Raw genomic sequence first — 23,229 nt, 5'->3', positions numbered from 1 at the left:
ACCTGCTCGTCCGACTGGCCGGTGGCGAGCGGCGCGGCGGCCGGCATCGGCGCAGAAGGTGCGCTTGTCTGGGAGACAGATGCGTTCGCGGTCTTGGCTCCACCACCGGCCCTCGCCGCCGCGATGTCCTTCTCGACGATCCGGCCATGCGGACCAGAACCCTGAACCGTACCGAGATCGATCCCGGCTTCCTTCGCCAGGCGACGCGCCAGCGGCGAGGCGAAGGCACGCGAGCCGCCGGATGCCGGGCGGGCCTTGGCCGGCTCCGCCTTCGCGTCTGCCTTGGGGGCGTCGGCCTTGGGAGCCTCGGCCTTCGCAGTGTCGGGCTTCGGCGCATCCGCCTTGGCAGTGTCAGCCTTGGGCGCCTCGGCCTTGGGAGCCTCGGCCTTTGCTGGCGCCGAGACGGCGCTCGCATCCTCGCCCTCGGCCGCAATGATGCCGATCACCGCGTTGACGGCGACGTCGCTGGTGCCTTCGGGCACCACGATCTTGGCGAGCACGCCCTCGTCGACCGCCTCGACCTCCATGGTCGCCTTGTCGGTCTCGATCTCGGCGATGACGTCGCCGGACTTGATCGTGTCGCCTTCCTTCTTCAGCCACTTGGCGAGATTGCCCTTCTCCATCGTGGGAGAGAGCGCGGGCATCAGGATGTTGGTTGGCATCGCTTAAGCCCCTTCTCAGCGGTAGCAGACGGCCTTGGCGGCCGCGACGACCTCGCCGATGTTCGGCAGGGCCAGCTTCTCGAGATTGGCGGCGTAGGGCATCGGCACGTCCTTGCCGGTGACCCGGGCCACGGGCGCGTCGAGATAGTCGAAGGCCGCCTCCATGATCTTCATGCCGATCTCGGCGGTGACGCCGGACTGCGGGAAGCCTTCCTCGACCGCGACGCAGCGATTGGTCTTCTGCACCGAGGCGATCACGGTCTCGATGTCCATCGGGCGGATCGTGCGCAGGTCGATGACCTCCGCCTCGATGCCTTCCTTGGCCAGCGCCTCGGCGGCGCCGAGCGCATAGGTCATGCCGATGCCGAAGGAGACGATGGTCACGTCCGTGCCCTGGCGGACAACCTTGGCCTTGCCGATCGGGATCAGGAAGTCGTCGCCCTTCGGCACCTCGAAGGAGCGGCCGTAAAGGATCTCGTTCTCGAGGAAGATCACCGGGTTGGGATCGCGGATCGCGCTCTTGAGCAGGCCCTTCGCGTCGGAGGCGCTGTAGGGCATCACCACCTTCAGGCCCGGCACGTTGGAATACCAGGCGGCGTAGTCGTGGCTGTGCTGTGCGCCGACGCGGGCGGCGGCACCGTTAGGGCCGCGGAAGACGATCGGGCAGCCCATCTGCCCGCCCGACATGTAGAGCGTCTTGGCGGCCGAGTTGATGATCTGGTCGATCGCCTGCATGGCGAAGTTGAAGGTCATGAACTCGACGACCGGGCGCAGGCCCGACAGGGCGGCGCCGACGCCGATGCCGGCGAAGCCGTGCTCGGTGATCGGGGTGTCGATGACGCGGCGCGCGCCGAATTCCTGCAGCAGGCCCTGCGTGACCTTGTAGGCGCCCTGGTATTCGGCGACCTCCTCGCCCATCACGAAGACGTCGGCGTCGCGGCGCATCTCCTCGGCCATGGCGTCGCGCAGCGCCTCGCGGACCGTCATCGAGACGACCTCGGCACCGGCCGGGAACTCGGAGGAGGCGTCATAGGCCTTGGGCTGCGGCGGCACGGCCGAATCCGCCTTGGGGGCCGCCGCGACCTGCGGGGCCTCGCCGACGGCGGCCGGCGGCGCCGACTGGGCAGCCTTGGGATCGCTTTCGGCGGGCTTGGCCTCGGCCGGCCTCTCCGGTGACTTGCCGCCGGCGGCGGCAGCCGCCGCGACGTCCTCGCCCTCGGCCGCGATGACGCCGATCGGGGTGTTGACCGCGACGTTCTCGGTGCCGTCGGCGATCAGGATCTTGGCGAGCACGCCCTCATCGACCGCCTCGACCTCCATGGTGGCCTTGTCGGTCTCGATCTCGGCGATGATGTCGCCGGCCTTGACGGTGTCGCCCTCGGCTTTCAGCCATTTGGCGAGCTTGCCCTGCTCCATGGTCGGCGACAGGGCGGGCATCAGAATGTCGATCGGCATGAACGCACCCGGATATCTGGGGGCCGCGTGGGCCCTTGAGAACGGTGGATGGCGCGGCCGTTAGGCCTGCGCCGGCTCCAGCAGGATGTCGGTGAAGAGCTCGGAGACGTCCGGCTCCGGGTCGTGCGTCGCGAACTCGGCCGCGTCGTTGACGATCTCGCGAACCTTGGCGTCGATCGCCTTGAGCTCGTCCTCGGCGACCTTGTGCTCGCGCAGCAGACGCGCCCGCACCTGCTCGATCGGATCGTGCTCCTCGCGCATGCGCTGGACCTCGTCCTTCGAGCGGTACTTCGCCGGGTCGGACATAGAGTGGCCGCGATAGCGATAGGTCTGCATCTCGAGGATGTAGGGGCCGTTGCCGGAGCGCGCGTGCTCGATGGCGCGCTCGGCTGCCTCGCGCACCGCGCGGACGTCCATGCCGTCGACCTGCTCGCCCGGAATGCCGAAGGACAGGCCGCGCTTGGAGAAGTCGGTCTGCGCCGAGGCGCGGGTCACCGCCGTGCCCATGGCGTAGCGGTTGTTCTCGATGATGAACACGACCGGCAGCTTCCAGAGCTGGGCCATGTTGAAGCTCTCGTAGACCTGGCCCTGATTGGCCGCGCCGTCGCCGAAATAGGTCAGCGATACGCTGCCGTCCTGGCGGTACCAGTTGGCGAAGCCGAGCCCGGTGCCGAGCGAGACCTGGGCGCCGACGATGCCGTGGCCGCCGTAGAAGTTCTTCTCGCGGCTGAACATGTGCATCGAGCCGCCCTTGCCGCGGGAGTACCCGCCGCGCCGGCCGGTCAGCTCGGCCATCACGCCGCGCGATTCCATGCCGCAGGCCAGCATGTGGCCGTGGTCGCGATAGCCGGTGATGACCTGGTCACCCTCCTTCGACGCCATCTGGACGCCGACGACGACCGCTTCCTGGCCGATATAGAGGTGGCAGAAGCCGCCGATCAGGCCCATGCCGTACATCTGGCCGGCCTTCTCCTCGAAACGGCGGATCAGCAGCATCTCGCGATAGGCCGCGAGCTCCTCGTCCTTGTCGAAAACCGGAACATTCGGGATGCCGGAGGTCGCATTCGCCCCCGTCTTCGCGGCTCCCTTGCCGGCGGCTTTCGCCGTCGAAGCAGCCTTCGTCTTGCGCGTGGCCGTCGCCATCAGCGTCCTCCCAAGCTCAACTGAACTAGGTTGTAGAGGAACGCAAAACCCTTGGCGAGGGCAGCATCTCGCAGCGCAACATAGGCTAATGCACTGGAGTTTCTAGACTATCACGAATTAACTTGAAACAAGTTAATCGATCGGTTTGCGACTATCGCGATGCCGCGCCGGCTCAGCGCCCCATCACCACGACGTCGTTCCGATGCACCCGGCCCAGCATGTCGCGGGCGCGCTCGTCGAGCAGATCGCGATCGACCGCCTCGTCGCGCATCAGGCTGAGGCGCTTCTCCCAGCCACGCCGCTCGCCGACCAGGCCGGCGAGCTCTTTCTCCATGTCGCCGATCTGCTCGCGCAGGCCGCCGAGCGTCTCCAGCCCGCGGGCGCCGTGATGGGCATGGAACATGAAGTAGCCAACCACCCCGCCCGAGACGAGGTAGAGCGCCAGAGCGACCAGAAGGGAGCGAACGCCGCGACGGATGACCATGGCGCGAGGCTAGCCGAACAGGGTTTCCGGCGCGTTAACGAACCGGCGCGATCACCCGCAGCACATCGCCGGCCGGGCGCCCCTGCCCGGTGCCAATCGCCACCAGATCGTCCTCGATCCGCCGCGCCGTCGGCAGGCGGTAATGCGCCGGATCCCAGTAGTTCTCATCGACCGTGGTCAGGCTGGAGCGATGGGCGTAATCGGCGACGATCGCGCCATGCCGCGCCGCGACGCGGCCGATCTCGGCCTTGCAGGCGGCGAAACGCTGCCAGGCGGCGGAGCCCTCGCGCGGCAGGGCGCCGGCATGCACCGGCGGCAGCACCAGCGTCACCCGCGTCTGCGCCGGGAATTCCGCGAGCGTCTCGTCGAGCCAGGCCAGCGCCGGAAAGCGCCAGAGCGCCTGTTGCGCAGGGGTGACCTGCTCGGGTTGCGCCAGCGGCCGCAGGTCCGGCGCCCGCCCGCCATGGTCGCGATAGAGGTGGAAGCGGGCACGGGCGAGGTCGTAGGTGCCTTCCGGCGGGGTGAAGACCTCGTAGCCGTCACCGCGGATGCGCTCCGGCGCGAGGCCGAAGCGGTAGGCAGCCAGCCGAACGGCGATCTCCAGCGTGGTGAAGTTCAGCTGCTTCGGCCAGGCGAGCCAGCGCGCGCCATCATAGAGCCAGGGCGGGAAAGGCCGCGGGGTCAGCCGCTTGGCCTCCTGCGTCGCATCCGCCTCGCACCAGGGCAGGTCGATGCCCCAGACCAGCCGCGCCGGGCTGGCGACCTCGCGGGCGAAGAGCCGCGCCATCCGGACCTGCTCCCAGGGCGTGGCGGCATTCATGCCGAGATTGACGAAGCGGCCGCCGAGGCCCTGCGACAGGCGGACCGGATCGAGCAGGCGCAAAGTCGAGGTGCCGATCACGGCGGAATCGAAGGCGCCCGAACGCACCAGCTGCGGGTACATGAAGCGCTGGTTGAGATCCATCAGTGGCCGGGCAGGCTCACCCTGGCGCACGCGCACGCCATAGGGGTCCATCACCGCCACGAAGCCGAGCAGCGCGGCGCAGAGCCCGCAGGCGACGAAGACGAAGGTCGCGGCCCAGCGCGCCCAGCCGGCGCGAAGCGCGGAATCGTCGGCGCCTTGAGCGTCGTGCGCCATCGCTCAGCGCTCCATGGCCGCGCGCGAGACGGCATCGGCCGCCGCGAGAACGGCGGCCGCGGCGATCCGGAAACCAGGAAGGGGCGTGTCAGACGGCATCGGCGACCTCCGGCGCGCTTCTGGCACGATGCGGCGGCGCGAACAATGTTGACCCGGAGCCCGGCGATGCCTATTCACCGCGCCGGTGAGGGCGGGTAGCTCAGCGGTAGAGCACGTGACTTTTAATCATGTGGTCGAGGGTTCGATCCCCTCCCCGCTCACCATTTCCGGCCGGCTTTGCCCGGCGGGCTCCGCGATCCAGCCCTGATTTCGCAGCGTCGCGCCGCAGTTTCCGCCGGCGATCGGTTGCTGCGGTGCCGGATAAGCGCCCAGCCGATATTCCCCTAAGTCATCCAAGATCGAATCGGCCCGCCAATCCGACCGGCTGCAAGAGATTCCCCGGCCACACGCCACCCACAGTTTGGCTGGCTCATCTCCAAGATGAAATTCGGTTCGGCACAACAAAAAATTCGCGCAGACCGGAGAACCAAACCGGCCCCGTCGCGTTGATGGTGCATAGAGTTTCACCAGAGCGACAGGAGAGCATTTATGTATATGCGACATATTGCAATGACCGCCATCGGCACCACCATGCTCGCGACGGCCGCAATGGCGCAGACGGCTGCTCCGACGGCTCCGGCCGCTCCCCAGCCTGCCGCCCCGGCGGTGACCGCCCCGACCGGCGCTGCGGCGGGGGCAGAGAACAATCTGACAGGCCAGGGCAAGTGGCGCGCCTCGAAACTGATCGGCGTCGACATCTACGGCCCGGACCAGAAGAAGGTCGGTGACGTGACCGAGATCGTGCTCGACAAGACCGGCAAGATCGAAATGGTGACGGTCGGCGTCGGCGGCTTCCTCGGTATCGGTGCGAAGGATGTGGCGATCCCGTTCGATCAGGTGCAGTGGAGCGACATGCCGATGCAGCCCGCCGCGACCCCGGCCGGCGGCTCGGGCACTGCGCCTGCCCCGGCGATGCCGTCGACCACGGCCAAGACCGACAACATGTATCCCGACCACGGCAAGATCACGATGACCAAGGAGCAGCTCACCGACGCTCCGCCGGTCAGCTACACCGCCCGCTGATCAAGCCGCTCGGGAGCTGACGCCGGCTATCGGCCCCGTCCCTTCCCGGGACGGGGCTTTTTTCGCGCCTAATCATGAGACGCCTGGCCACGGACCTCGACGAGGAGTGGGGGCAGCGCCTCGGGTAGCTCGTCGGCGATCAGCCCCATGCCGAGCCGTTCGCCCGCGCGGCCGTGCAGGTAGACCGCGGCACAGGCCGCCTCGAAAGCCGGCATGCCCTGCGCCAGCAGGCCGGTGATAATTCCGCCGAGCACGTCGCCCGACCCCGCCGTCGCCAGCGCGGGCGAGCCTGTTGCGTTGATGGCGAGCCGCCCATCCGGCGCAGCGATGACGCTGTCCGCCCCCTTCAGCACAACTATGCCGCCGCTGAGGCGCGCTGCGGCCGCGGCGCGTTCCGGCTTGGCGAGCCCCGGCGCGCAGGCCGCGACATGGCCGAACAGGCGCATGAACTCGCCCTCGTGCGGCGTGAGCACGAAGGGCGCCTGACGCGCAGGGCCCGCCTGCATCGCAAGCTCCGGGTCGCGCGCAAGATGCGTGACGGCATCGGCATCGAAGACCGCGGGCAGCGTCGCCCGGCGCAGGGCTGCCAGCGTCAGCGCGTGTCCTCGTTCGTCGAGCCCCAGCGCCGGACCGATCAGCAGCGCCTCGGCACGGCGCGTGTCGAGCAGCTCATCCAGCGCGACCTCGTCAGCAATGGCGACCTGCATCACCGCATCCGGCCCGCGCGCGGCGTGCACCGGCAGTGCGTCCGGCGTGCAGAGAATGGTCGCGAGGCCGGCGCCGCTGCGCAGCGCGGCACGGGCGCCGAGCCGGGGCGCGCCGACGCCGGCCAGTCCGCCGGCCGCGACGAGCACGGCGCCGCGCCCGAATTTATGCGTCGCCTCACCATGACGCGGCAGCTCGACCTGCCAGAGGCCGGGCGCGTTACGACAGGCATAAGGCGTGACGCCGCCCGGCCCGAAGACGTGTGCCGGATCGATGCCGATATCGGCCAGAGTCACGGCGCCGCAGAGCGCGCGGCCGGGATGGAGCAGATGGCCGGGCTTGAGACGGAAGAAGGTCACGGTCTCGGCTGCCTGGACCGCAACGCCCGCGGCGAGACCGCTGTCGCCAGAGGCGCCGCTGGGCATGTCGACCGCCAGGACCGGCAGCGCGAGCCGGTTGAGACGCGTCACCATGGCGGCGACCTCGCCCTCCAGCGGACGCGACAACCCGGCGCCGAAGAGCGCGTCGATCACCAGCGAACAGCCTTCGGGCGAAGCCTCAGCCAGTGGCAGCACGGCCCCGCTCCAGCCACCGGCGGCGAGCGCTGCGTCGCCGCGCAGGGCAGCCGGGTCTCCGGCGAGCGCGAGCGAGACCGCGCGCCCCTCGGCGGCAAGGAGCCGGGCGGCGACGAAGCCATCCCCGCCATTGTTCCCGGGGCCGCAGAGCACGAGGATTCGCTCGCCCGGCGTCGTCCGCCGGAGCGCAGCCTCAGCGACCGCCCTGCCCGCGCGCTCCATCAGGACGATGCCCTTCGTGCCGGCGGGGATGGTGGCGGCATCGCAGGCGGCCATCTGGGCCGCGGTCAGAAGGGCGAGTGAATCCAGGTCGGCAGCGGTCATGGCGGGATCATCGGGGAAGCCCCCGTGTGACACAAGAAGGGCACCGCGCAGGCAGATAGCCCAGCAATGAGGCATATGCTTATATTTTGGGCTGTTTTCCGCCGCATCGATAGGCGACTTTGCCTAAGCTTCGGCATGGCGCGTAACCCCGCCAATGCTATGAGCAGAACAGGCGGGGCCTCGCTCGGACGGTGTCAACCATGCCATGCCGCAAGGCATGGCGGACGAGGCCTGAGACTGTATGTTTTCGGAATCCTACGCCACGGAGGCTGGTCGGCGCATGAAGAAGATCGAAGCGATCATCAAACCCTTCAAGCTCGACGAGGTGAAGGAAGCGCTGCAGGAAGTCGGTCTCCAGGGCATCACGGTGCTCGAGGCCAAGGGGTTCGGCCGCCAAAAGGGCCATACCGAGCTCTATCGCGGCGCCGAATACGTGGTGGATTTCCTGCCGAAGGTGAAGATCGAGATCGTGCTGGCCGACGAGATGGTCGAGCCCGCGATCGAGGCCATCAAGAAGGCGGCCCAGACCGGCCGCATCGGCGATGGCAAGATTTTTGTATCGACGGTCGAGGGGGCGATCCGCATCCGCACGGGCGAGTCCGGCGCGGACGCGATCTGAGCGGACAGCTCCCTTTTAGACCCGGGATCAGCGCGCACCAGCGGCCTGGACGGCCGCCGCGGTGCCGGTTGTGAAGAAACGCAAGTCGACGAGAGGAAAGTCGAAAATGAAGAACGCCAAAGATGTTCTGAAGGCGATCAAGGACAATGACGTCAAGTATGTCGACTTCCGCTTCACCGACCCGCGCGGCAAGTGGCAGCATGTGACCTTCGACATCGGCCTGATCGACGAAGAGATCTTCGCCGAGGGCACGATGTTCGACGGCTCCTCGATCGCCGGCTGGAAGGCGATCAACGAGTCGGACATGCTCCTGATGCCCGATCCGACCACCGCCACGATCGACCCGTTCTTCTCGGCCTCGACGATGGTCATCACCTGCGACGTGCTCGAACCCGGCACCGGCGAGCCCTACAGCCGCGACCCGCGCGGCATCGCCAAGAAGGCCGAGGCCTATCTGAAGTCGACCGGCATCGGCGACACCGTCTACGTCGGCCCGGAAGCCGAGTTCTTCGTCTTCGACGACGTCAAGATCGCGGCCGACCCGTACCACACCGGGTTCAAGCTCGATAACGTCGAGCTGCCGATCAACGGCTACGCCGATTACGAGGGCGGCAACCTCGGCCACCGCATCGCCACCAAGGGCGGCTACTTCCCGGTCCCGCCGCAGGATTCCGCCCAGGACATGCGCGGCGAGATGCTGGCCGCGATGGCGTCGATGGGCGTCAAGGTCGAGAAGCACCATCACGAGGTCGCTTCGGCCCAGCACGAGCTCGGCATGAAGTTCGACACGCTGACGCACACCGCCGACCTGATGCAGATCTACAAGTACTGCATCCACAACGTCGCCCAGAGCTACGGCAAGACCGCGACGTTCATGCCGAAGCCGATCTTCGGCGACAACGGCTCGGGCATGCACGTGCACCAGTCGATCTGGAAGGGCGGCAAGCCCCTCTTCGCCGGCAACAAGTATGCCGACCTGTCGCAGGAGTGCCTGTGGTACATCGGCGGCATCATCAAGCACGCCAAGGCGCTGAACGCCTTCACCAACCCCTCGACCAACTCCTACAAGCGCCTCGTCCCGGGCTATGAGGCTCCGGTGCTGCTCGCCTATTCGGCGCGCAACCGCTCGGCCTCCTGCCGTATTCCGTGGACGACCTCGCCGAAGGCCAAGCGCGTCGAAGTCCGCTTCCCCGATCCGATGGCGAACCCCTACCTCGCCTTCGCGGCCATGCTGATGGCCGGCCTGGACGGCATCGTGAACAAGATCGATCCGGGCGCAGCCATGGACAAGGATCTCTACGACCTGCCGCCGCGTGAGCTGAAGAAGATCCCGACCGTCTGCGGCTCGCTGCGCGAGGCGCTCGACGCCCTGAAGAAGGACAACGCCTTCCTCAAGGCCGGCGGCGTCTTCACCGACGACTTCATCGAAAGCTTCATCGAGCTCAAGATGCAGGACGTGATGCGCTACGAGATGACCCCGCATCCGGTCGAGTTCGCGATGTACTACTCCTACTGATGACGGGCGCGGCCTGGCCGCGCTCTCACGGTCCGAAGGCCGGGGCGGCGACGCTCCGGCCTTTTTCGTTGCGGCCGGGTTGCCCACAGCTTTCGACGATCGCCTTTACCGCCCGGAAAACCCTGCGCCCTAGACACGAAGGCCCGAGGCCGGTTCCGGAGCGCCGCATGCCCGACAAGTCGAACGTCGTCGTCGCCATGGACCGCAGCACCGGCCGCCTCACCGCGGAGAGCCGGATGGCGCGGGGCCTCGTCGGCGCCCTCGACGTCTATGGCCTGCTGTCGCGCCCCGTGATGCAGCGCGGGCTCTACAAGGCCTGCCGGCTGGTCGGGCGCCTCGCCTTCGCCGGCCGCGATGCAGCCGTCAGCCTCGGCCCCGACGCGACGATCCGCTTTCCCGCCAGCGATCCCTACTGGAACCGGATGCTGCTGCGCTCCTACGATCACGAGCCCGAGCTCGCACGGTTCCTGACGCTGCTGCGCGGCGTCGATTACGGCTTCGTCGATTGCGGCGCCAATATCGGCTACTGGTCGGTCTTCGCCGCCGCGCCCTCGCGCGGCGGCGGCAAGCCGGTGCTGGCGATCGAGGCCTCGGGCGCGACCTTCGCGCAGCTCGCCGTCAACACCGCCGCCTTCGCCGGGCGCATCACCATCCTGCATCGCGCCATCCTCGACCGCTCAGACATCGAGGTCCGGCTCGACGACGCGGCACACGAGGCGCGCGCCATCGCAGCCGACGGCGACGGGCCGACCGGCGAGCGCGTGCTCTCTCTCGCGATCGACGACCTGCTGGCCGAGCAGGGCTGGGCCGGGCGGCGGCTGGTGGTCAAGCTCGATGTCGAGGGCGTGGAGCGCGAGGCGCTGGCGGGCATGGAGCGCGCGCTGCGGGACGGGGCGCTGGTGGTCTACGAGGACCATGGCGCCGACGACTCGCATGCGCTGACCAGGCACCTGCTCGCGGACCGCGGCTTCTTCGTGCATCTGCTGCTCGACGACCGGATCGTACCGATCAGAGATGCCGGGCAGCTCGACGCCTTCAAGCGCGACCGCACCAAGGGCTACAATCTGATCGCCCGACGCTATGCGACGAGCTGGCCCGAAGCGGTCGGCTGAGACTCAGGCAGCGCGACGCCGGGCGAGCTGGCCGTCATAGGCCGCGATCGTGCGCTCGACATGGCGGCGCGTGGTCAGCGGATCCTCCCAGTAGCGGCGATAGGCCGCCGCCCCCATGGCGCGAACGACCGCGTCGTCGCCGAGCCGGCGCAGCGCCGCCGCCAAGCCGGGCACGTCGCCACCGTCGACCAGCAGCCCGTCTTCGCCGTCGACGATCCAGCTCGCCGGGCCGGTGGTCCGCGCCAGTACGACCGGGATGCCGAGCGAGCGTGCCTCGGCGATGACCAGTGGCCCAGGCTCGAACCAGAGCGAGGGCAGCACCAGGCAGCGCGCCTGCGCGATCTCGGCGAAGACCGCATCGGCCGGCACCCAGCCCCTGACCTCGGCCTGCGGGTTGACCCGTGCGATCTCGTCGGCGAGCGGCCCTTCGCCGACGAAACGCACCGGCATGCCGGCCTCGGCCGCGGCACGCGCCAGCAGGTCGGCCGCCTTCTCCTGGGTGAAGCGCCCGAGAAAGAGCGCATGCCGGTTGGCGGCGGGATCGGCGGCGGGACGGCGCGGCGCCTCCATCATGTTCTCGACGACGACATGTCGGGCCCGGCGCGGCAGGAAAGGCTCGGCGAAGCGGCGGGCGAAATCGCTGACATGGATGAAGAGCGGCGCGTCCAGCCCGCGCATGGCCTGGTCCGAGCGCCATTGCCGGGCGACCCGTACCAGCTTGTGGACATAGGACGCGCGGTCGCAATTGGTGGTGACGCAGCCCGGCCTCATCGGCCGGACCGTACAGGGCGCGCCGAGCTTGAAGTCGAAATAGCCACCTACCGGGCAGAAGGAGAAGTAGTCGTGCATGGTGATCGCCACCGGCAGGCCGCTTTCGCGGGCCGCCGCGATCGCGGCCGGGCTGAAGGCTTTAGTCCACTGGTGGAGGTGCACGAGGGTCTCGCCGCGCGGCTGCCGCGCCAGGAGATCGGTCAGAAAGGCGTGTGCCGGCGCGTTCCAGACGCCCTGTCGGGCGGCCGCCAGCCTGCTGCCGACATGCCAGATATCTTCGCCCTCGAAGCTCACCACCTCGATGCGCGGGTGGAGCAATCGTTCCGAGATCGGCGAGATGGCGCAGGCGAAGACGACGTTGACGCCGGCCTCCGCGAGGCCCCGCGCACTCTCGATGGCGACCTTGGCGGCGCCTCCGTTGACGGAGCCGAAATCGCTGACGATGACAATGCGCATGGGCCGCTCCTTCGGCGCCAGCATCGGCGCCAAAGATTGAGGAAGCCCTGACGCCTCAGCGGGCGGCCAGCACCATCAGCCCGACCAGCGCGACCACCGCCGCCAGCCACCAGAGACGGTGCATCTGGGACAGGTCGGCCTGGGCCGGCGTCTCCTCATAGGCGAAGGACTCTCCCGCACAGCGAGCGGCCCTTTCGAGACCCGCAACCCTGGTCTTCGGGACCGACACGGAACGCGACGCCATGCTATCCTCCCCCTCTTGCGAGCAGCATATCCGAAAGCCCTGCCGAGCCAAGCTTCCGCTGCCTTGCCGCGATCATCGCGGTGACGGCCTTAACGATGGCTGAACCCGGCTGCGGGCCAAGGGTTCCACCGGCCCGCAGCTTTCGCCATGGCAGCGCGCCATGACGGGATGACGACGGCCGTGCGGCGCTTTCCGCCGCGGTACGGCTTCCGATCGCGGAAGGTTGGGTCTATTGCGTGAGGAGGGGCCGGCGGACGCGCAGCACCGCGCACGCCGGCGAGCGGATGCGGTATTCTGGACCCACAGCGAATCAGGCGGATGTAATGGCTGACGATCTTTTCGGCGAAGATGGCGACAAGGCGGCGCAGGTCGAACCGCGCCCGCCCGTTGCCGCGCCGAAGGCCGTCGCAAAGGCCGCGCCGCGCGGCGGCACCCTGTCGGAAACCGGCTACGACGCCTCGGCCATCGAGGTGCTGGAAGGGCTCGAGCCGGTCCGGCGCCGGCCGGGCATGTATATCGGCGGCACCGACGAGCGCGCGCTGCATCACCTCTTCGCCGAGGTGATCGACAATGCCATGGACGAGGCCGTCGCCGGCCATGCCAGCTTCATCGACGTCGAGCTGTTCGAGGACGGTTCGCTGGCCGTGACGGATAATGGCCGCGGCATCCCGGTCGATCCCCATCCGAAATACCCGGACAAGTCGGCGCTGGAGGTGATCATGACGATCCTCCATGCCGGCGGAAAGTTCGACTCGCGTGCCTACGAGACCTCCGGCGGCCTGCACGGCGTCGGCGTCTCGGTGGTCAACGCGCTGTCCGACCGGCTCGAGGTCGAGGTGGCGCGCGGGCAGATGCTCTACCGCCAGCACTTCTCGCGCGGCCTCCCGCAGGGGCCGCTGGAGACGGTCGGGCGCATCGCCAACCGCCGCGGCACCAAGGTACGCTTCCATCCCGACCCGCAGATCTTCGGCGAGGGCGCGCAGTTCTCGCCGGCACGGCTGTTCCGCATGGCCCGCTCCAAGGCCTATCTGTTCGGCGGCGTCGAGATCCGCTGGCGCTGCGCGCCCGCGCTGCTGAAGCCCGAGGGCGACATCGCGGCCGAGGCGGTGTTCCGCTTCCCCGGCGGACTGCGCGACTATCTCTCCGGCGAGATCGAGGGCAAGGACCTCGTCGCCGAGCCGATCTTCTCCGGCAAGATCACCCGCGAGGGCGGCCATGGCTCGCTGGAATGGGCGGTGGCCTGGCTGGCGACGGGCGAGGACGGCTTCTCCTCCTCCTACTGCAACACCATCCCGACGCCGGAGGGCGGCACGCACGAGCAGGGTCTGCGCGTCGCGCTGCTGCGCGGCCTGCGCGACCATGCCGAACGGCTCGGCCAGTCCAAGCGCATGGCGCACGTCACCTCCGACGACGTGATGGCCACCTGCGCCGCGATGCTCTCGGTCTTCATCCGCGAGCCGGAATTCCAGGGCCAGACCAAGGACAAGCTCGCGACACTGGAAGCGGCGCGCATCGTCGAGAACGCAGTGCGCGACGCGTTTGACCACTGGCTGGCGGGCTCGCCCCACCAGGCGCTGCGCCTGCTCGACTGGGCGGTGGACCGGGCGGACGAGCGCATGCGCCGCCGGCTCGAGAAGGAGGTCTCGCGCAAGACCGCGACCCGCAAGCTGCGACTGCCGGGCAAGCTCGCCGATTGCAGCCATGCCGGCGCTGCAGGGTCCGAGATCTTCATCGTCGAGGGCGATTCCGCCGGCGGCTCGGCCAAGCAGGCGCGCAACCGCGCGACGCAGGCGATCCTGCCGCTGCGCGGCAAGATCCTGAACGTCGCCAACGCCACGCGCGACAAGCTCAACCAGAACCAGCAGCTTTCGGACCTGATCCTGGCACTCGGCTGCGGCATCGGCAGCCAGTTCCGCGAGGACGACCTGCGCTACGACAAGGTCATCGTGATGACCGATGCCGACGTGGACGGCGCCCATATCGCCTCGCTGCTGGTCACCTTCTTCTGGCGCCAGATGCCGCGCCTGATCGAGAAGGGGCATCTCTACCTCGCCGTGCCGCCGCTCTATCGGCTGCAGCATGGCGGCAAGAGCGTCTATGCCCGCGACGACGCCCACAAGAACGAGCTGCTGGAGACGGTGTTCAAGGGCAAGAAGCCCGAGATCAGCCGCTTCAAGGGCCTTGGCGAGATGATGCCGGCCCAGCTCAAGGAGACGACCATGGATCCGGGCAAGCGGATCCTGCTCAAGGTCATGGTCGACCACGAAGCCAAGGAGGAGACCGCCGACACGGTGGAGCGCCTGATGGGCAACAAGCCCGAGGCGCGCTTCTCCTTCATCCAGGAGCGGGCCGCCTTCGCCGGCGAGCTGATCGACCTGTGAGCGCCCTGCCCCGCCGCAGCGTTGCGGGGCTCCCCGGCGGATGCGCCGGGCTGTGGTGCGGCCCGGTCGCGGTCATGGTCGCACCATGCCGCGCGACCACACAGACCCTTGCGATGACGACCGCTCCAGACGGCCCGCGCCGTCCGGCGGCCTCTGGCCGCTGAGCCGATGGGCCGCCCTCCTGCCTCTGCCGCTCGACCCGATGGCGGGCTGGCCGGCGCGCCCCGGCTCGCCTGGGCCGATGTCGAGATTTTCCACGCCGTCGCCGAGACCGGCACGCTGGGTGCTGCGGCACTGGCGCTCGGGCTGAGCGAGACCACGGTCGCGCGCCGTCTGAAGGCCTTCGAGACCGCGCTCGGCGTCGGCCTGTTCACCCGCGGCGCCAACCGGCTGATCCCGACCGAGGCCGGCGTGGCGATGGCGGCCGAAGCGGCCCAGGCGGCGCAGGCGATCGCGCGCCTCGGCGCCAGCGCCCGCTCCGCTCGCGCCGAGGACGATACGCCAATCCGCATCACCGCGACGACCTCGATCAGCCTGCTGCTGACCCGGCACGCCGCCGAGATCTCGGCTGCCGCCGGCGGCGTCGAGATCGTCATCATCAGCACGCGCGACCGGCTCGACCTCGCACGCGGCGATGCGGAGATCGCGATCCGCATGCATCATCCGCCGGAGGATGCCGGCTATTTCAGCCAGAAGGTCGGGCAGCTGACCCAAGCGCTCTATGTCCGGCGCGGCGTCGATCCCGCCACGGCGCCGATCATCTCTTCCAGCAACGAGGGCTCGACCCGGATCGACGCCTTCGTCCGCCGCTGGGCCGGCGAACGGCCGATCGCGGCGCGCGTCGGGGATTCCTCGGCCCGCTATGAGAGCATCCGTCGCTCCGGCGCGGTCTCGATGGCGCCCTGCTTCATCGCCGACGCAGATCCCGATCTGATGCGCCTGTGCGACCCGCCGGAGGAGACCGCCGACGCGATCTATCTGGTCTCGCATGCGAGCAGCCGGCGCCGGCCGGCCGTCCTGGCGGCGCTGGAGGCGCTACGGCGGATGTTCCGCGACTGGCGCGGCCGGCCCGACGGGCGCGAACCACCGCGTTAACCGCTTTCTTACGGCAAAGGCCCTAGCGTCATCGCGCGCGGCATGGGCCGCGATCACGGCTCCGGAGGGCAGCCATGCGGTTCGTCATCGCGCTCCTGCGCTACCAGCGCGGCTTGGTCGTCACCGGCGTAGCCAAGGCCGCCCTCGCGATCGGCCTGCTTTCGCTGGTCGCCGCCAACTTGGTCTCCGAACGGCTCGACCGCGACAGGCTCGCGCAGCTGGCCCATGCGGCGGTCGGCGGCCAGGCGGACCCGCAGGTCACCGGCTCGATCCTGCCGCGGGACGGCGCGATCAGGCTCGATCCCTGCGCCGCCCCGCGCTGAAGCGCCATCAGCGCCGCGCGAACCAGTCCAGCAGCGCCCGCGTCACTGTTTCCGGCGCCTCGAGCGTCGAGAGATGGCCGCAACGCGGCACTTCGACATAATGCGCCGCGGCACCGATACCGTCGGCGATCTCGCGCGCATCCTGCGGCGGGGTGATCGCGTCCTCGGCGCCGACGAGCACCAGCGTCGGCACCGCGATCGCCGAAAGCCCCGGCCGGGCGTCGGGACGCGCCATGATCGCACGCTGCTGGCGCACGAAGCCCTCCGCCCCGACATTCAGCGCCATCTGGCGGACCTGGAGCCGCAGCGCCTCGTCTGAGAGCCGGTGCTCGGCGACGAGCTTCTGCCAGAGCAGGGTCACGACATTGTCGAAGGCGCCCTTCTCCGCCAGCGCGATCATCTGCTCGCGCGGCGCATTGCTCTCCTGCGTCGGGCCCTTGGCGGTGGTGTCGAGCAGCGCGAGCCGCGTCACCCGCTCCGGCGCGCGGCGCATGACCTCGAAGGCGACGTAGCCGCCCATGGACAGGCCGCAGAGCGCGAAACGCGCCGGCGCGGCGGCCAGGAGCCGCTCGGCGATCGCCCCCATATCGGCGTCGCGGGCCGCATCCGCGACCAGGATCGGGCGCCCCGAGGCGAGCGCCGGCCATTGCGGCGCGTAGAGAGCGGGCGTGCAATTCAGTCCCGGAACGAGCACCAGAGGCTCCGTCTGCGCCGTCCGTTCAGCCTTTCTCATCCTCAAACCTCGCTAGAATGTTGACTTGGCCACGTTTTTTCTGCAATTCACGGGGCGTCCGAAGGCGCGCAGGCAAGCAAAGTCGCGCCACCGTCGCGGTTGATCGGTCATCCCGCCACGTGTCACCGACCCTTGAGAAGCGCAACCCTCGATGTCATTTGCCGAACTCGGCCTGAGCGATAAGGTTCTGACGGCGGTCACGACAGCCGGCTACACCACCCCCACTCCGATCCAGGAACAGGCCATCCCGCACGTGCTTGCCCGCAAGGACGTGCTCGGTATCGCCCAGACAGGCACCGGCAAGACCGCTGCCTTCACCCTGCCGATGCTCACCATCCTCGAGAATGGCCGCGCCCGCGCCCGCATGCCGAGGACGCTGATCCTCGAGCCGACGCGCGAGCTCGCCGCCCAGGTCGAGGAAAACTTCACCCGCTACGGCGTCAACCAGAAGCTCTCGGTCGCGCTGCTGATCGGCGGCGTCTCCTTCGGCGACCAGGACGCCAAGATCACCCGCGGCGTCGACGTCCTGATCGCGACGCCCGGCCGCCTGCTCGACCATGTCGAGCGCGGTAAGCTGCTGCTCACCGGCGTCGAGCTCCTCGTCATCGACGAGGCCGACCGCATGCTCGACATGGGCTTCATCCCGGACATCGAGCGCGTCTGCAAGCTGGTGCCCTTCACCCGGCAGACCCTGTTCTTCACGGCGACGATGCCGCCGGAAATCACGCGCATCAGCGAGCAGTTCCTGCACAATCCGGTGCGGATCGAGGTCTCGCGGCCGGCCACCGCCGCCGCGACGATCACGCAGCGCCTGATCGCCTCGAACGGGCAGGACTATGAGAAGCGCGAGACGCTGCGCCGCCTGATCCGCGACGCCAAGGACCTGCAGAACGCCATCGTGTTCTGCAACCGCAAGCGCGATGTCGCCACGCTGCACAAGTCGCTGCAGAAGCATGGCTTCCCGGCTGTCGCCCTGCATGGCGACATGGACCAGTACGCCCGCATGGCGGCGCTGGAGTCCTTCCGGACCGGCGAGAACCCGATCCTGGTGGCGAGCGACGTCGCCGCGCGCGGCCTCGACATCCCGGCGGTCAGCCACGTCTTCAACTTCGACGTGCCGACCCATGCCGAGGACTATGTCCACCGCATCGGCCGCACCGGCCGCGCCGGGCGCCTCGGCACCGCGCTGACCATCGTCACCCCGCATGACGACAAGCTGGTCTCGGCGGTCGAGAAGCTGATCGGCCAGTCGATCGCCTTCGACGGCCCCGGGCTCGAGTCCCTGCCGCCGGCCGCGCCGCGCGAGGAGCGCCGTGGTCGCCGCGGCGAGGAACGCCGTGACGGCCGCTCGCGCAAGGGTGGCCGCGACGCGCGTCCGCCGCGAGCGGAAGCCTCCGAGGCGCGCGAGCCCCGCGAGGCGCCTGCCCCGCCGCGCGAGCGGAGCGAACGCGCCCCGCGTCCGGTCGACACCGCCGCCGAGCCGCGCGCGCCGCGCAAGGGCAATGATCGCCCCCGTCCGCAGCGCCGCGACGACATGGACGACGGCCCGGCCGTGAAGGGCCTGGGCGATCACGTCCCCGCCTTCCTGATGCGCCCGGTCCGCCTCGGCAGCTGACGATTCTCCGGTTCCGGGAAACCGGCTCTTAACCGTCCCGCTCGTAACCTTGTAACGGTGGCGGCAGAATGCCGCCGCCGCGGGAGCCGGTTCGAGGCCACCGGACGGACGTCCCGCACAGCGCAGCGCCTATTTGCTTTGCCGGGCGGGGGACAGAACGTCATGACGACCAACGGCCAGGCCACGACGCCGGCGAACGATCTCGCCGAGCGCGTCGTCGCCGCGATGCGCGAGCACAACACGCCCGGCTATCCGCGCTCCTTCGAGGTCTGGTACGCCCATCTCAGCGGCGGGCTGCCCGCGCTCAGCATGGCGCTGACCGGCATCATCGAGGCGGGCAATGGCGAGGTCGGCGCCCGCGACATCGATACGCTCTACGAACGCTTCATCGCCACCGACCGCTTTTCGCTGCAGGCGCAGCGCACCAGCCTGCAGGTCCTCGGCGAGATCGACGGCATGATGGCGCTGGTCGACCAGGCGCTCGCCTCCAGCCAGAAATATCACGGCCAGCTCAGCGCCATGTCGGACGAGGTGCCGCCATCCGCCGACCGGCAGCGGCTGCGCGAATGGGTCGAGGCGCTGGTGCTCTCCACCCGCGAGGAGATCGTGCGCAAATCGCAGCTCGAGGCGCAGCTGCGCGAGAGCGCCCACGAGATCCGCACCCTGCGCGAGGCGCTCGAGACGACCCGGGCCGAGGCGCTGACCGATCCGCTGACCGGTCTCGCCAACCGCCGCCATTTCGAGGAGATGCTGCAGAAGACGATCGACGACGCCACGCTGCGGCGCGAGCCCTTCGCGCTGGTGATGGCCGACATCGACTTCTTCAAGCACTTCAACGACGCGCACGGCCACCTGACCGGCGATCAGGTGCTGCGTCTCGTCGCCCGAACGATGAAGGACAAGTTCAAGGACAAGGCGATCATCACCCGCTTCGGCGGGGAGGAATTCGCCATCATCCTGCCCGACGCCGACATCGTCGCCGGCAAGTTCAGCGCCGAGACCGTCAGGCAGGCGCTGCTGACCCGCGAACTGGTCAAGCGCTCGACCAACGAGAACCTCGGACGGATCACCCTGTCGCTCGGTGTCTCGGTCTACCGGCGCGGCGACACCTCGGGATCGATCGTCGAGCGGGCGGACGCAGCCCTCATGCAGGCCAAGCGCGACGGCCGGAACCGCACGGTGACGGAAGAGGCGATCCTGGACGCCTCCTGCGTCGCCTGACGGCGCAGGGGCTCAGCCCGCCGCCATCGCGCCCTCGGCGCGCGGCTTGATCTCGACCGATTCGCCGCAGCCGCAGGCCGAGACCTCGTTCGGGTTCTTGAACACGAAGGTCGAGGAGAAGCGATCGGTCCGGAAGTCGAGCTCGGTGCCGAGCAGGAACAGCACGGCCTTGGCGTCGACGATCACGGTCGCGTCCTTGTCGGTGACGACCTCGTCGCCCTTCGCGACCGCGCGGGCGATCTCGAAGGTGTACTCCATGCCGGCGCAGCCGCCCTTCTTGATGCCGACGCGCAGCCCGAGCGCGGGCCCAGCGCCATCCTCGGCCGGCGCCTGCGCCATGATCTCGCGGATACGCGCCGCAGCGTCGTCCGTGAGCGAAACCACCTTCATTCCGGGTATCGAGAACATCCTCGTCCCTCCTCGACCGGGTTCAAGGCCCGATGAAAACAGGATTGCATCGCGTAACATAGGAGCTACGGCCCGCAACGTCGAGATGCAGCCGTGCCGGCGCGACATGAGCGGCGCACGCAGCGTCGATCATGCCTGCGCGGATATTGCGTCCGCCGCCGCCGCGGGGCATGTGTCTCCCCGGCGCTCGCCGCCCGCTTCCGCCCCGGAGGCATGGCGGCCCGGCGTCCAGCCGTCGACCCGCTTCTCCAGACCGATTGCCGATCGCCATGACCTATCGCCTCCACCGGCCCGAAGCCCTGCGCGCCCTCACCGAAGCCATGGTCACCAAGGCCGGCTGGACCGCCGACGAGGCCCGCGAGACCGCCAGCCATCTCGTCCTGGCCAATCTCAGCGGGCATGACAGCCATGGCGTCGGCATGCTGCCGCTCTATTTCAACTCGCTCGCCGACGGCAATCTCAGCCCGCGCTCGAAGCTGTCGATCCGGCTCGAGGCCGGCTCCTTCCTGATCGCCGACGGCAATGTCGCGCTCGGCCAGCCGACGGCGCGCAACGCCGTCGAGCGCGGCATCGCGCTGGCCAATGCCGGCGGCGTCGCGATCGTCAACCTGCTCGACGCACATCATATCGGCCGCATCGGCCACTATGCCGAGATCGCCGCCGAGGCGGGGCTGATCTCGCTGTTCTGGGTCAATGTCGCCGGCCGCCCGCCGATCGTGGCGCCGCACGCCGCCAAGGAGGCGCGCTTCGGCACCAACCCGCATGCGATCGGCATCCCGGTGCCGGAGGGCGAGCCGATCATCCTCGACTTCGCCACCAGCCGCATGGCGCATGGCAAGGCCCGCGTCGCGCTCAACAAGGGCGTCACGGTGCCGGAAGGCTACATCATCGACGGCGAGGGCAAGCCGACGGTCGAGCCCAAGCACGTCTTCCCGCACGCCATTCCGGGCGAGCCGCTCGGGGCGCTGCTGCCCTTCGGCGACCATAAGGGCGCCGGCCTCTCGCTGATCGCCGAGCTGCTTTCGGCCGGGCTGATGGGCGCAGCCCGCATCGACGAGAAGCCGCACAAGAGCTGGATCATCAACTCGCTGTTCGGCGTGCTGATCGACCCGGCGCGGCTGGAGCCGAACGCCGCGCTGCGCCGCCAGCGCATCGAGAGCTATCTCGCCTTCGTCCGTGCAGCCGCCCCGCAGGATCCGGCCGATCCGGTGCTGGCGCCCGGCGACAAGGAGCGCGCCACGCGCATCCAGCGCGAGCGCGACGGCATCCCGCTCGACGACGAGACCTGGTCGCAGATCGTCGCCGCGGCCGCCCGCCACGGCGTCGACGCCGAGAGCTTCTGAGCCGGCACCTTGACCCTCGCGGAGTTCAACCGCCTCTGCGCCGCCCTGCCCGCGACGAGCCATGTCGTGCAATGGGGCGGCGCCGATGTCTGGAAGGTCGGCGGCAAGGTCTTCGCCATCGGCCGTGACGATGGCGACGTGCTCGCCGTCTCGTTCAAATGCTCGCCGCTGGCCTATGAAATGCTGCGCGACGCCCCCGGGTGCCGCCCGGCGCCCTATCTCGCTTCGCGCGGCATGAGCTGGATCCAGCGCTTCTCCGACGAAGGCCTGCCCGACGACGCCTTCCGCGACTATCTCGCCGAAAGCCACCGCCTCGTCGCGGCGGGACTGACGCGCAAGCTCAAGGTGGAGCTGGGGCTGGGCTGAATGGGGGCCGGGCTTCAGGCCCGCGAGAAGGCTCGGCCGCCCGACGTTCGGCCGCCGCAGCACTTCGTCGCTGTCGCCTCCCGCCGAGCCGCCCTCGCGCCTGACGGCATAGCGCTCCCCGTCATTCCGGGGCTTCGCGCAGCGAAGAGCCCGGAACCCATGACCACGACTGCGCCCGTAGAGGATTGCGGGTTCCGTCGGCGGCGAAACGGCTCCGTCAGCCGCGACGCCTGCGATCTCATGTGTCCATCTGGTAGATTACTGGCCACCTGCATGACCAGCACCATGACGGCGAGATCGCCGGGCCGATGTCGTGGTCATGGGTTCCGGGCTCGGGCCTTCGGCCCGCCCCGGAATGACGGACGCGGTTCGAGGGGGTGATGAAATCCGCCCCGGCTGACGATTCTCGCGCGTAGTCGCTTGACCTCAGACAGTCGCCTGGCCTCAGACCGCCGCTTCGCCGCGCAGGACCGGGACGCTGCCGCCGCCGACGGTGGCGCGGATACCGTCCGGGGTGCGGCGGGCGGCGACGTGGAGCAGGCTGGGCCGGCCCATCTCGACGCCCTGGCGGATGTCGAAGGCGACCTCGTCGCCGCCGTCGACATGCAGCGTGAGCGCCGCCAGCGTCGCCGAGGCGCTGCCGGTCGCCGGGTCCTCCCAGGTGCCGGAGACCGGCGCGAACATCCGGGCGCGGACATTGGCGCCTTCGCGCGCGTAGACGAAGAGCGAGAGCCGTCCCGCCAGCTCCGGCCGGGTCGATTCGGCGCGGCGGAAGCTCGCCAGATCCGGCGTCGCGCGCGACAGGGCCTCGGGCTCGACCTCGGCGAGGAAGAAGGTGACGCCGACGGAGGCCTGCACCGGGCGGTGCCGGTCGAGACGCAGATCGCTTTCCGTCAGGCCGATGCAGGCCGCGACCTCGGACGGCGCGAGCTCACCGCCGAGCGAAAGCGGCTGCGGCGCAGCGATGGTCGCGCTGGTCACCAGCCCCGCCGGATTGCGCGCGACGCGTACCTCGACCAGCCCGGCGATCTCCTCGAAACGCAGCAGGCCGTCGCGGTCGCGGCCATGGCCGGCGAGGACGCAAGCCGTGCCGACATTGGGATGGCCGGCGAAGGGCATCTCGGCGGTGCGGTTGAAGATGCGGACGCGCGCCGTATTGGCCGGATCCTCCGGCGGCAGCACGAAGGTCGTCTCGCTGTAGTTCATCTCGGCCGCCAGCGCCTGCATCTCGGCGTCGGAGAGGCCGCGCGCATCGGTGAAGACGGCGAGTTGGTTGCCGCCGAAGCGGCGGTCGGTGAAGACGTCGACGGTCTCGAAGGCATAGGCGGCCATGACGGCTCTCCGCGGATCAGGATCGCGGGAGCATGGCATCTGCGGCCGCGGCCGGGAAATCAGGAATTGGAATGCGACGGATCATC

General features: G+C 69.3%; 22 protein-coding genes and 1 tRNA gene. 12 read left to right on the top strand and 11 right to left on the bottom strand.

What is annotated here, in order from left to right; genetic code table 11:
* The 5 genes from ABE438_RS13715 to ABE438_RS13695 form a co-directional block, all read right to left on the bottom strand.
* The coding region (locus ABE438_RS13715) for a biotin/lipoyl-containing protein (RefSeq protein ID WP_346503186.1) at positions 1-662 on the bottom strand (662 nt) is incomplete at its 3' end.
* Between the two features lie 15 nt (positions 663-677).
* On the bottom strand, positions 678-2,117 hold the full coding sequence (locus tag ABE438_RS13710) for a pyruvate dehydrogenase complex E1 component subunit beta (protein WP_346503185.1): 1,440 nt from the start codon (positions 2,115-2,117) through the stop codon (positions 678-680).
* A 60-nt stretch (positions 2,118-2,177) separates the two neighbouring features.
* Positions 2,178-3,260: a pyruvate dehydrogenase (acetyl-transferring) E1 component subunit alpha gene (gene pdhA / locus ABE438_RS13705; protein WP_346503184.1), complete on the bottom strand. Its 1,083-nt coding sequence runs from the start codon at positions 3,258-3,260 to the stop codon at positions 2,178-2,180.
* 172 nt (positions 3,261-3,432) lie between these two features.
* Positions 3,433-3,744 carry an FtsB family cell division protein gene (locus tag ABE438_RS13700; protein ID WP_346503183.1) on the bottom strand — a complete coding sequence of 104 codons (312 nt, stop codon included), beginning with the start codon at positions 3,742-3,744 and terminating at the stop codon, positions 3,433-3,435.
* Between the two features lie 34 nt (positions 3,745-3,778).
* Positions 3,779-4,882, bottom strand: coding sequence for a hypothetical protein (locus ABE438_RS13695; protein ID WP_346503182.1), 1,104 nt, complete (start codon positions 4,880-4,882; stop codon positions 3,779-3,781).
* A gap of 188 nt (positions 4,883-5,070) precedes the next feature.
* Between ABE438_RS13695 and ABE438_RS13690 the strand changes: the two genes are divergently transcribed.
* Both ABE438_RS13690 and ABE438_RS13685 read left to right on the top strand, forming a co-directional pair.
* A tRNA-Lys gene (locus ABE438_RS13690) sits at positions 5,071-5,145 on the top strand.
* Between the two features lie 346 nt (positions 5,146-5,491).
* Complete coding sequence (locus ABE438_RS13685) at positions 5,492-6,004, top strand: PRC-barrel domain-containing protein (protein ID WP_346503181.1); 513 nt, start codon at positions 5,492-5,494, stop codon at positions 6,002-6,004.
* Positions 6,005-6,072: 68 nt separating this feature from the next.
* Here the strand turns inward: ABE438_RS13685 and ABE438_RS13680 are convergent, their stop codons facing one another.
* Complete coding sequence (locus ABE438_RS13680) at positions 6,073-7,608, bottom strand: NAD(P)H-hydrate dehydratase (protein WP_346503180.1); 1,536 nt, start codon at positions 7,606-7,608, stop codon at positions 6,073-6,075.
* A 280-nt stretch (positions 7,609-7,888) separates the two neighbouring features.
* On the opposite strand from ABE438_RS13680, the gene ABE438_RS13675 reads away from it, so the two are divergent.
* The 3 genes from ABE438_RS13675 to ABE438_RS13665 all read left to right on the top strand — a co-directional run bounded on the left by ABE438_RS13675 (position 7,889) and on the right by ABE438_RS13665 (position 10,855).
* Complete coding sequence (locus tag ABE438_RS13675) at positions 7,889-8,227, top strand: P-II family nitrogen regulator (RefSeq protein WP_346503179.1); 339 nt, start codon at positions 7,889-7,891, stop codon at positions 8,225-8,227.
* Positions 8,228-8,333: 106 nt separating this feature from the next.
* Positions 8,334-9,743 carry a type I glutamate--ammonia ligase gene (gene glnA / locus ABE438_RS13670; protein WP_346503178.1) on the top strand — a complete coding sequence of 470 codons (1,410 nt, stop codon included), beginning with the start codon at positions 8,334-8,336 and terminating at the stop codon, positions 9,741-9,743.
* A 167-nt stretch (positions 9,744-9,910) separates the two neighbouring features.
* A complete protein-coding gene (locus ABE438_RS13665; RefSeq protein WP_346503177.1) occupies positions 9,911-10,855 on the top strand; it encodes an FkbM family methyltransferase in 945 nt (314 codons plus the stop codon).
* 3 nt (positions 10,856-10,858) lie between these two features.
* Here the strand turns inward: ABE438_RS13665 and ABE438_RS13660 are convergent, their stop codons facing one another.
* Together ABE438_RS13660 and ABE438_RS13655 are read right to left on the bottom strand one after the other, a co-directional pair.
* Positions 10,859-12,082 (bottom strand): glycosyltransferase family 4 protein, encoded by a 1,224-nt coding sequence (locus ABE438_RS13660; protein WP_346503176.1) that lies wholly within the window; start codon positions 12,080-12,082, stop codon positions 10,859-10,861.
* Between the two features lie 55 nt (positions 12,083-12,137).
* Positions 12,138-12,326, bottom strand: coding sequence for a hypothetical protein (locus tag ABE438_RS13655; protein WP_346503175.1), 189 nt, complete (start codon positions 12,324-12,326; stop codon positions 12,138-12,140).
* A gap of 323 nt (positions 12,327-12,649) precedes the next feature.
* Between ABE438_RS13655 and parE the strand changes: the two genes are divergently transcribed.
* The 3 genes from parE to ABE438_RS13640 all read left to right on the top strand — a co-directional run bounded on the left by parE (position 12,650) and on the right by ABE438_RS13640 (position 16,125).
* Positions 12,650-14,707 (top strand): DNA topoisomerase IV subunit B, encoded by a 2,058-nt coding sequence (parE, locus tag ABE438_RS13650; RefSeq protein WP_346503174.1) that lies wholly within the window; start codon positions 12,650-12,652, stop codon positions 14,705-14,707.
* A 168-nt stretch (positions 14,708-14,875) separates the two neighbouring features.
* Positions 14,876-15,802 carry a LysR family transcriptional regulator gene (locus tag ABE438_RS13645; RefSeq protein WP_346503173.1) on the top strand — a complete coding sequence of 309 codons (927 nt, stop codon included), beginning with the start codon at positions 14,876-14,878 and terminating at the stop codon, positions 15,800-15,802.
* A 74-nt stretch (positions 15,803-15,876) separates the two neighbouring features.
* Positions 15,877-16,125, top strand: a complete 249-nt coding sequence (locus tag ABE438_RS13640) for a hypothetical protein (protein ID WP_346503172.1) — start codon at positions 15,877-15,879, stop codon at positions 16,123-16,125.
* Between the two features lie 7 nt (positions 16,126-16,132).
* Here ABE438_RS13640 and ABE438_RS13635 read toward each other — a convergent pair whose 3' ends face one another.
* The gene (locus tag ABE438_RS13635) at positions 16,133-16,819 is read right to left on the bottom strand and encodes an alpha/beta fold hydrolase (protein WP_346503171.1); all 687 of its coding nucleotides are present in this window, start codon (positions 16,817-16,819) and stop codon (positions 16,133-16,135) included.
* A 190-nt stretch (positions 16,820-17,009) separates the two neighbouring features.
* On the opposite strand from ABE438_RS13635, the gene ABE438_RS13630 reads away from it, so the two are divergent.
* Both ABE438_RS13630 and ABE438_RS13625 read left to right on the top strand, forming a co-directional pair.
* The gene (locus ABE438_RS13630; RefSeq protein WP_346503170.1) at positions 17,010-18,473 is read left to right on the top strand and encodes a DEAD/DEAH box helicase; all 1,464 of its coding nucleotides are present in this window, start codon (positions 17,010-17,012) and stop codon (positions 18,471-18,473) included.
* Positions 18,474-18,635: 162 nt separating this feature from the next.
* Complete coding sequence (locus ABE438_RS13625) at positions 18,636-19,694, top strand: GGDEF domain-containing protein (RefSeq protein WP_346503169.1); 1,059 nt, start codon at positions 18,636-18,638, stop codon at positions 19,692-19,694.
* 12 nt (positions 19,695-19,706) lie between these two features.
* Here the strand turns inward: ABE438_RS13625 and ABE438_RS13620 are convergent, their stop codons facing one another.
* A complete protein-coding gene (locus ABE438_RS13620; RefSeq protein ID WP_346503199.1) occupies positions 19,707-20,084 on the bottom strand; it encodes a HesB/IscA family protein in 378 nt (125 codons plus the stop codon).
* Positions 20,085-20,371: 287 nt separating this feature from the next.
* On the opposite strand from ABE438_RS13620, the gene ABE438_RS13615 reads away from it, so the two are divergent.
* Positions 20,372-21,445, top strand: coding sequence for a malate/lactate/ureidoglycolate dehydrogenase (locus ABE438_RS13615; protein WP_346503168.1), 1,074 nt, complete (start codon positions 20,372-20,374; stop codon positions 21,443-21,445).
* 9 nt (positions 21,446-21,454) lie between these two features.
* The gene (locus ABE438_RS13610) at positions 21,455-21,811 is read left to right on the top strand and encodes an MmcQ/YjbR family DNA-binding protein (RefSeq protein ID WP_346503167.1); all 357 of its coding nucleotides are present in this window, start codon (positions 21,455-21,457) and stop codon (positions 21,809-21,811) included.
* Between the two features lie 444 nt (positions 21,812-22,255).
* On the opposite strand, the gene ABE438_RS13605 is transcribed toward ABE438_RS13610, so the two are convergent.
* Positions 22,256-23,143: a PhzF family phenazine biosynthesis protein gene (locus ABE438_RS13605; RefSeq protein ID WP_346503166.1), complete on the bottom strand. Its 888-nt coding sequence runs from the start codon at positions 23,141-23,143 to the stop codon at positions 22,256-22,258.
* Positions 23,144-23,229 lie beyond the last annotated feature (86 nt).

Source organism: Allobosea sp. TWI1241, assembly GCF_039673065.1.
Lineage (GTDB): Bacteria > Pseudomonadota > Alphaproteobacteria > Rhizobiales > Beijerinckiaceae > Allobosea.
Note: the sequence above shows the minus strand (reverse complement) of the source record. Positions and strands in the feature narration are given on the sequence as shown.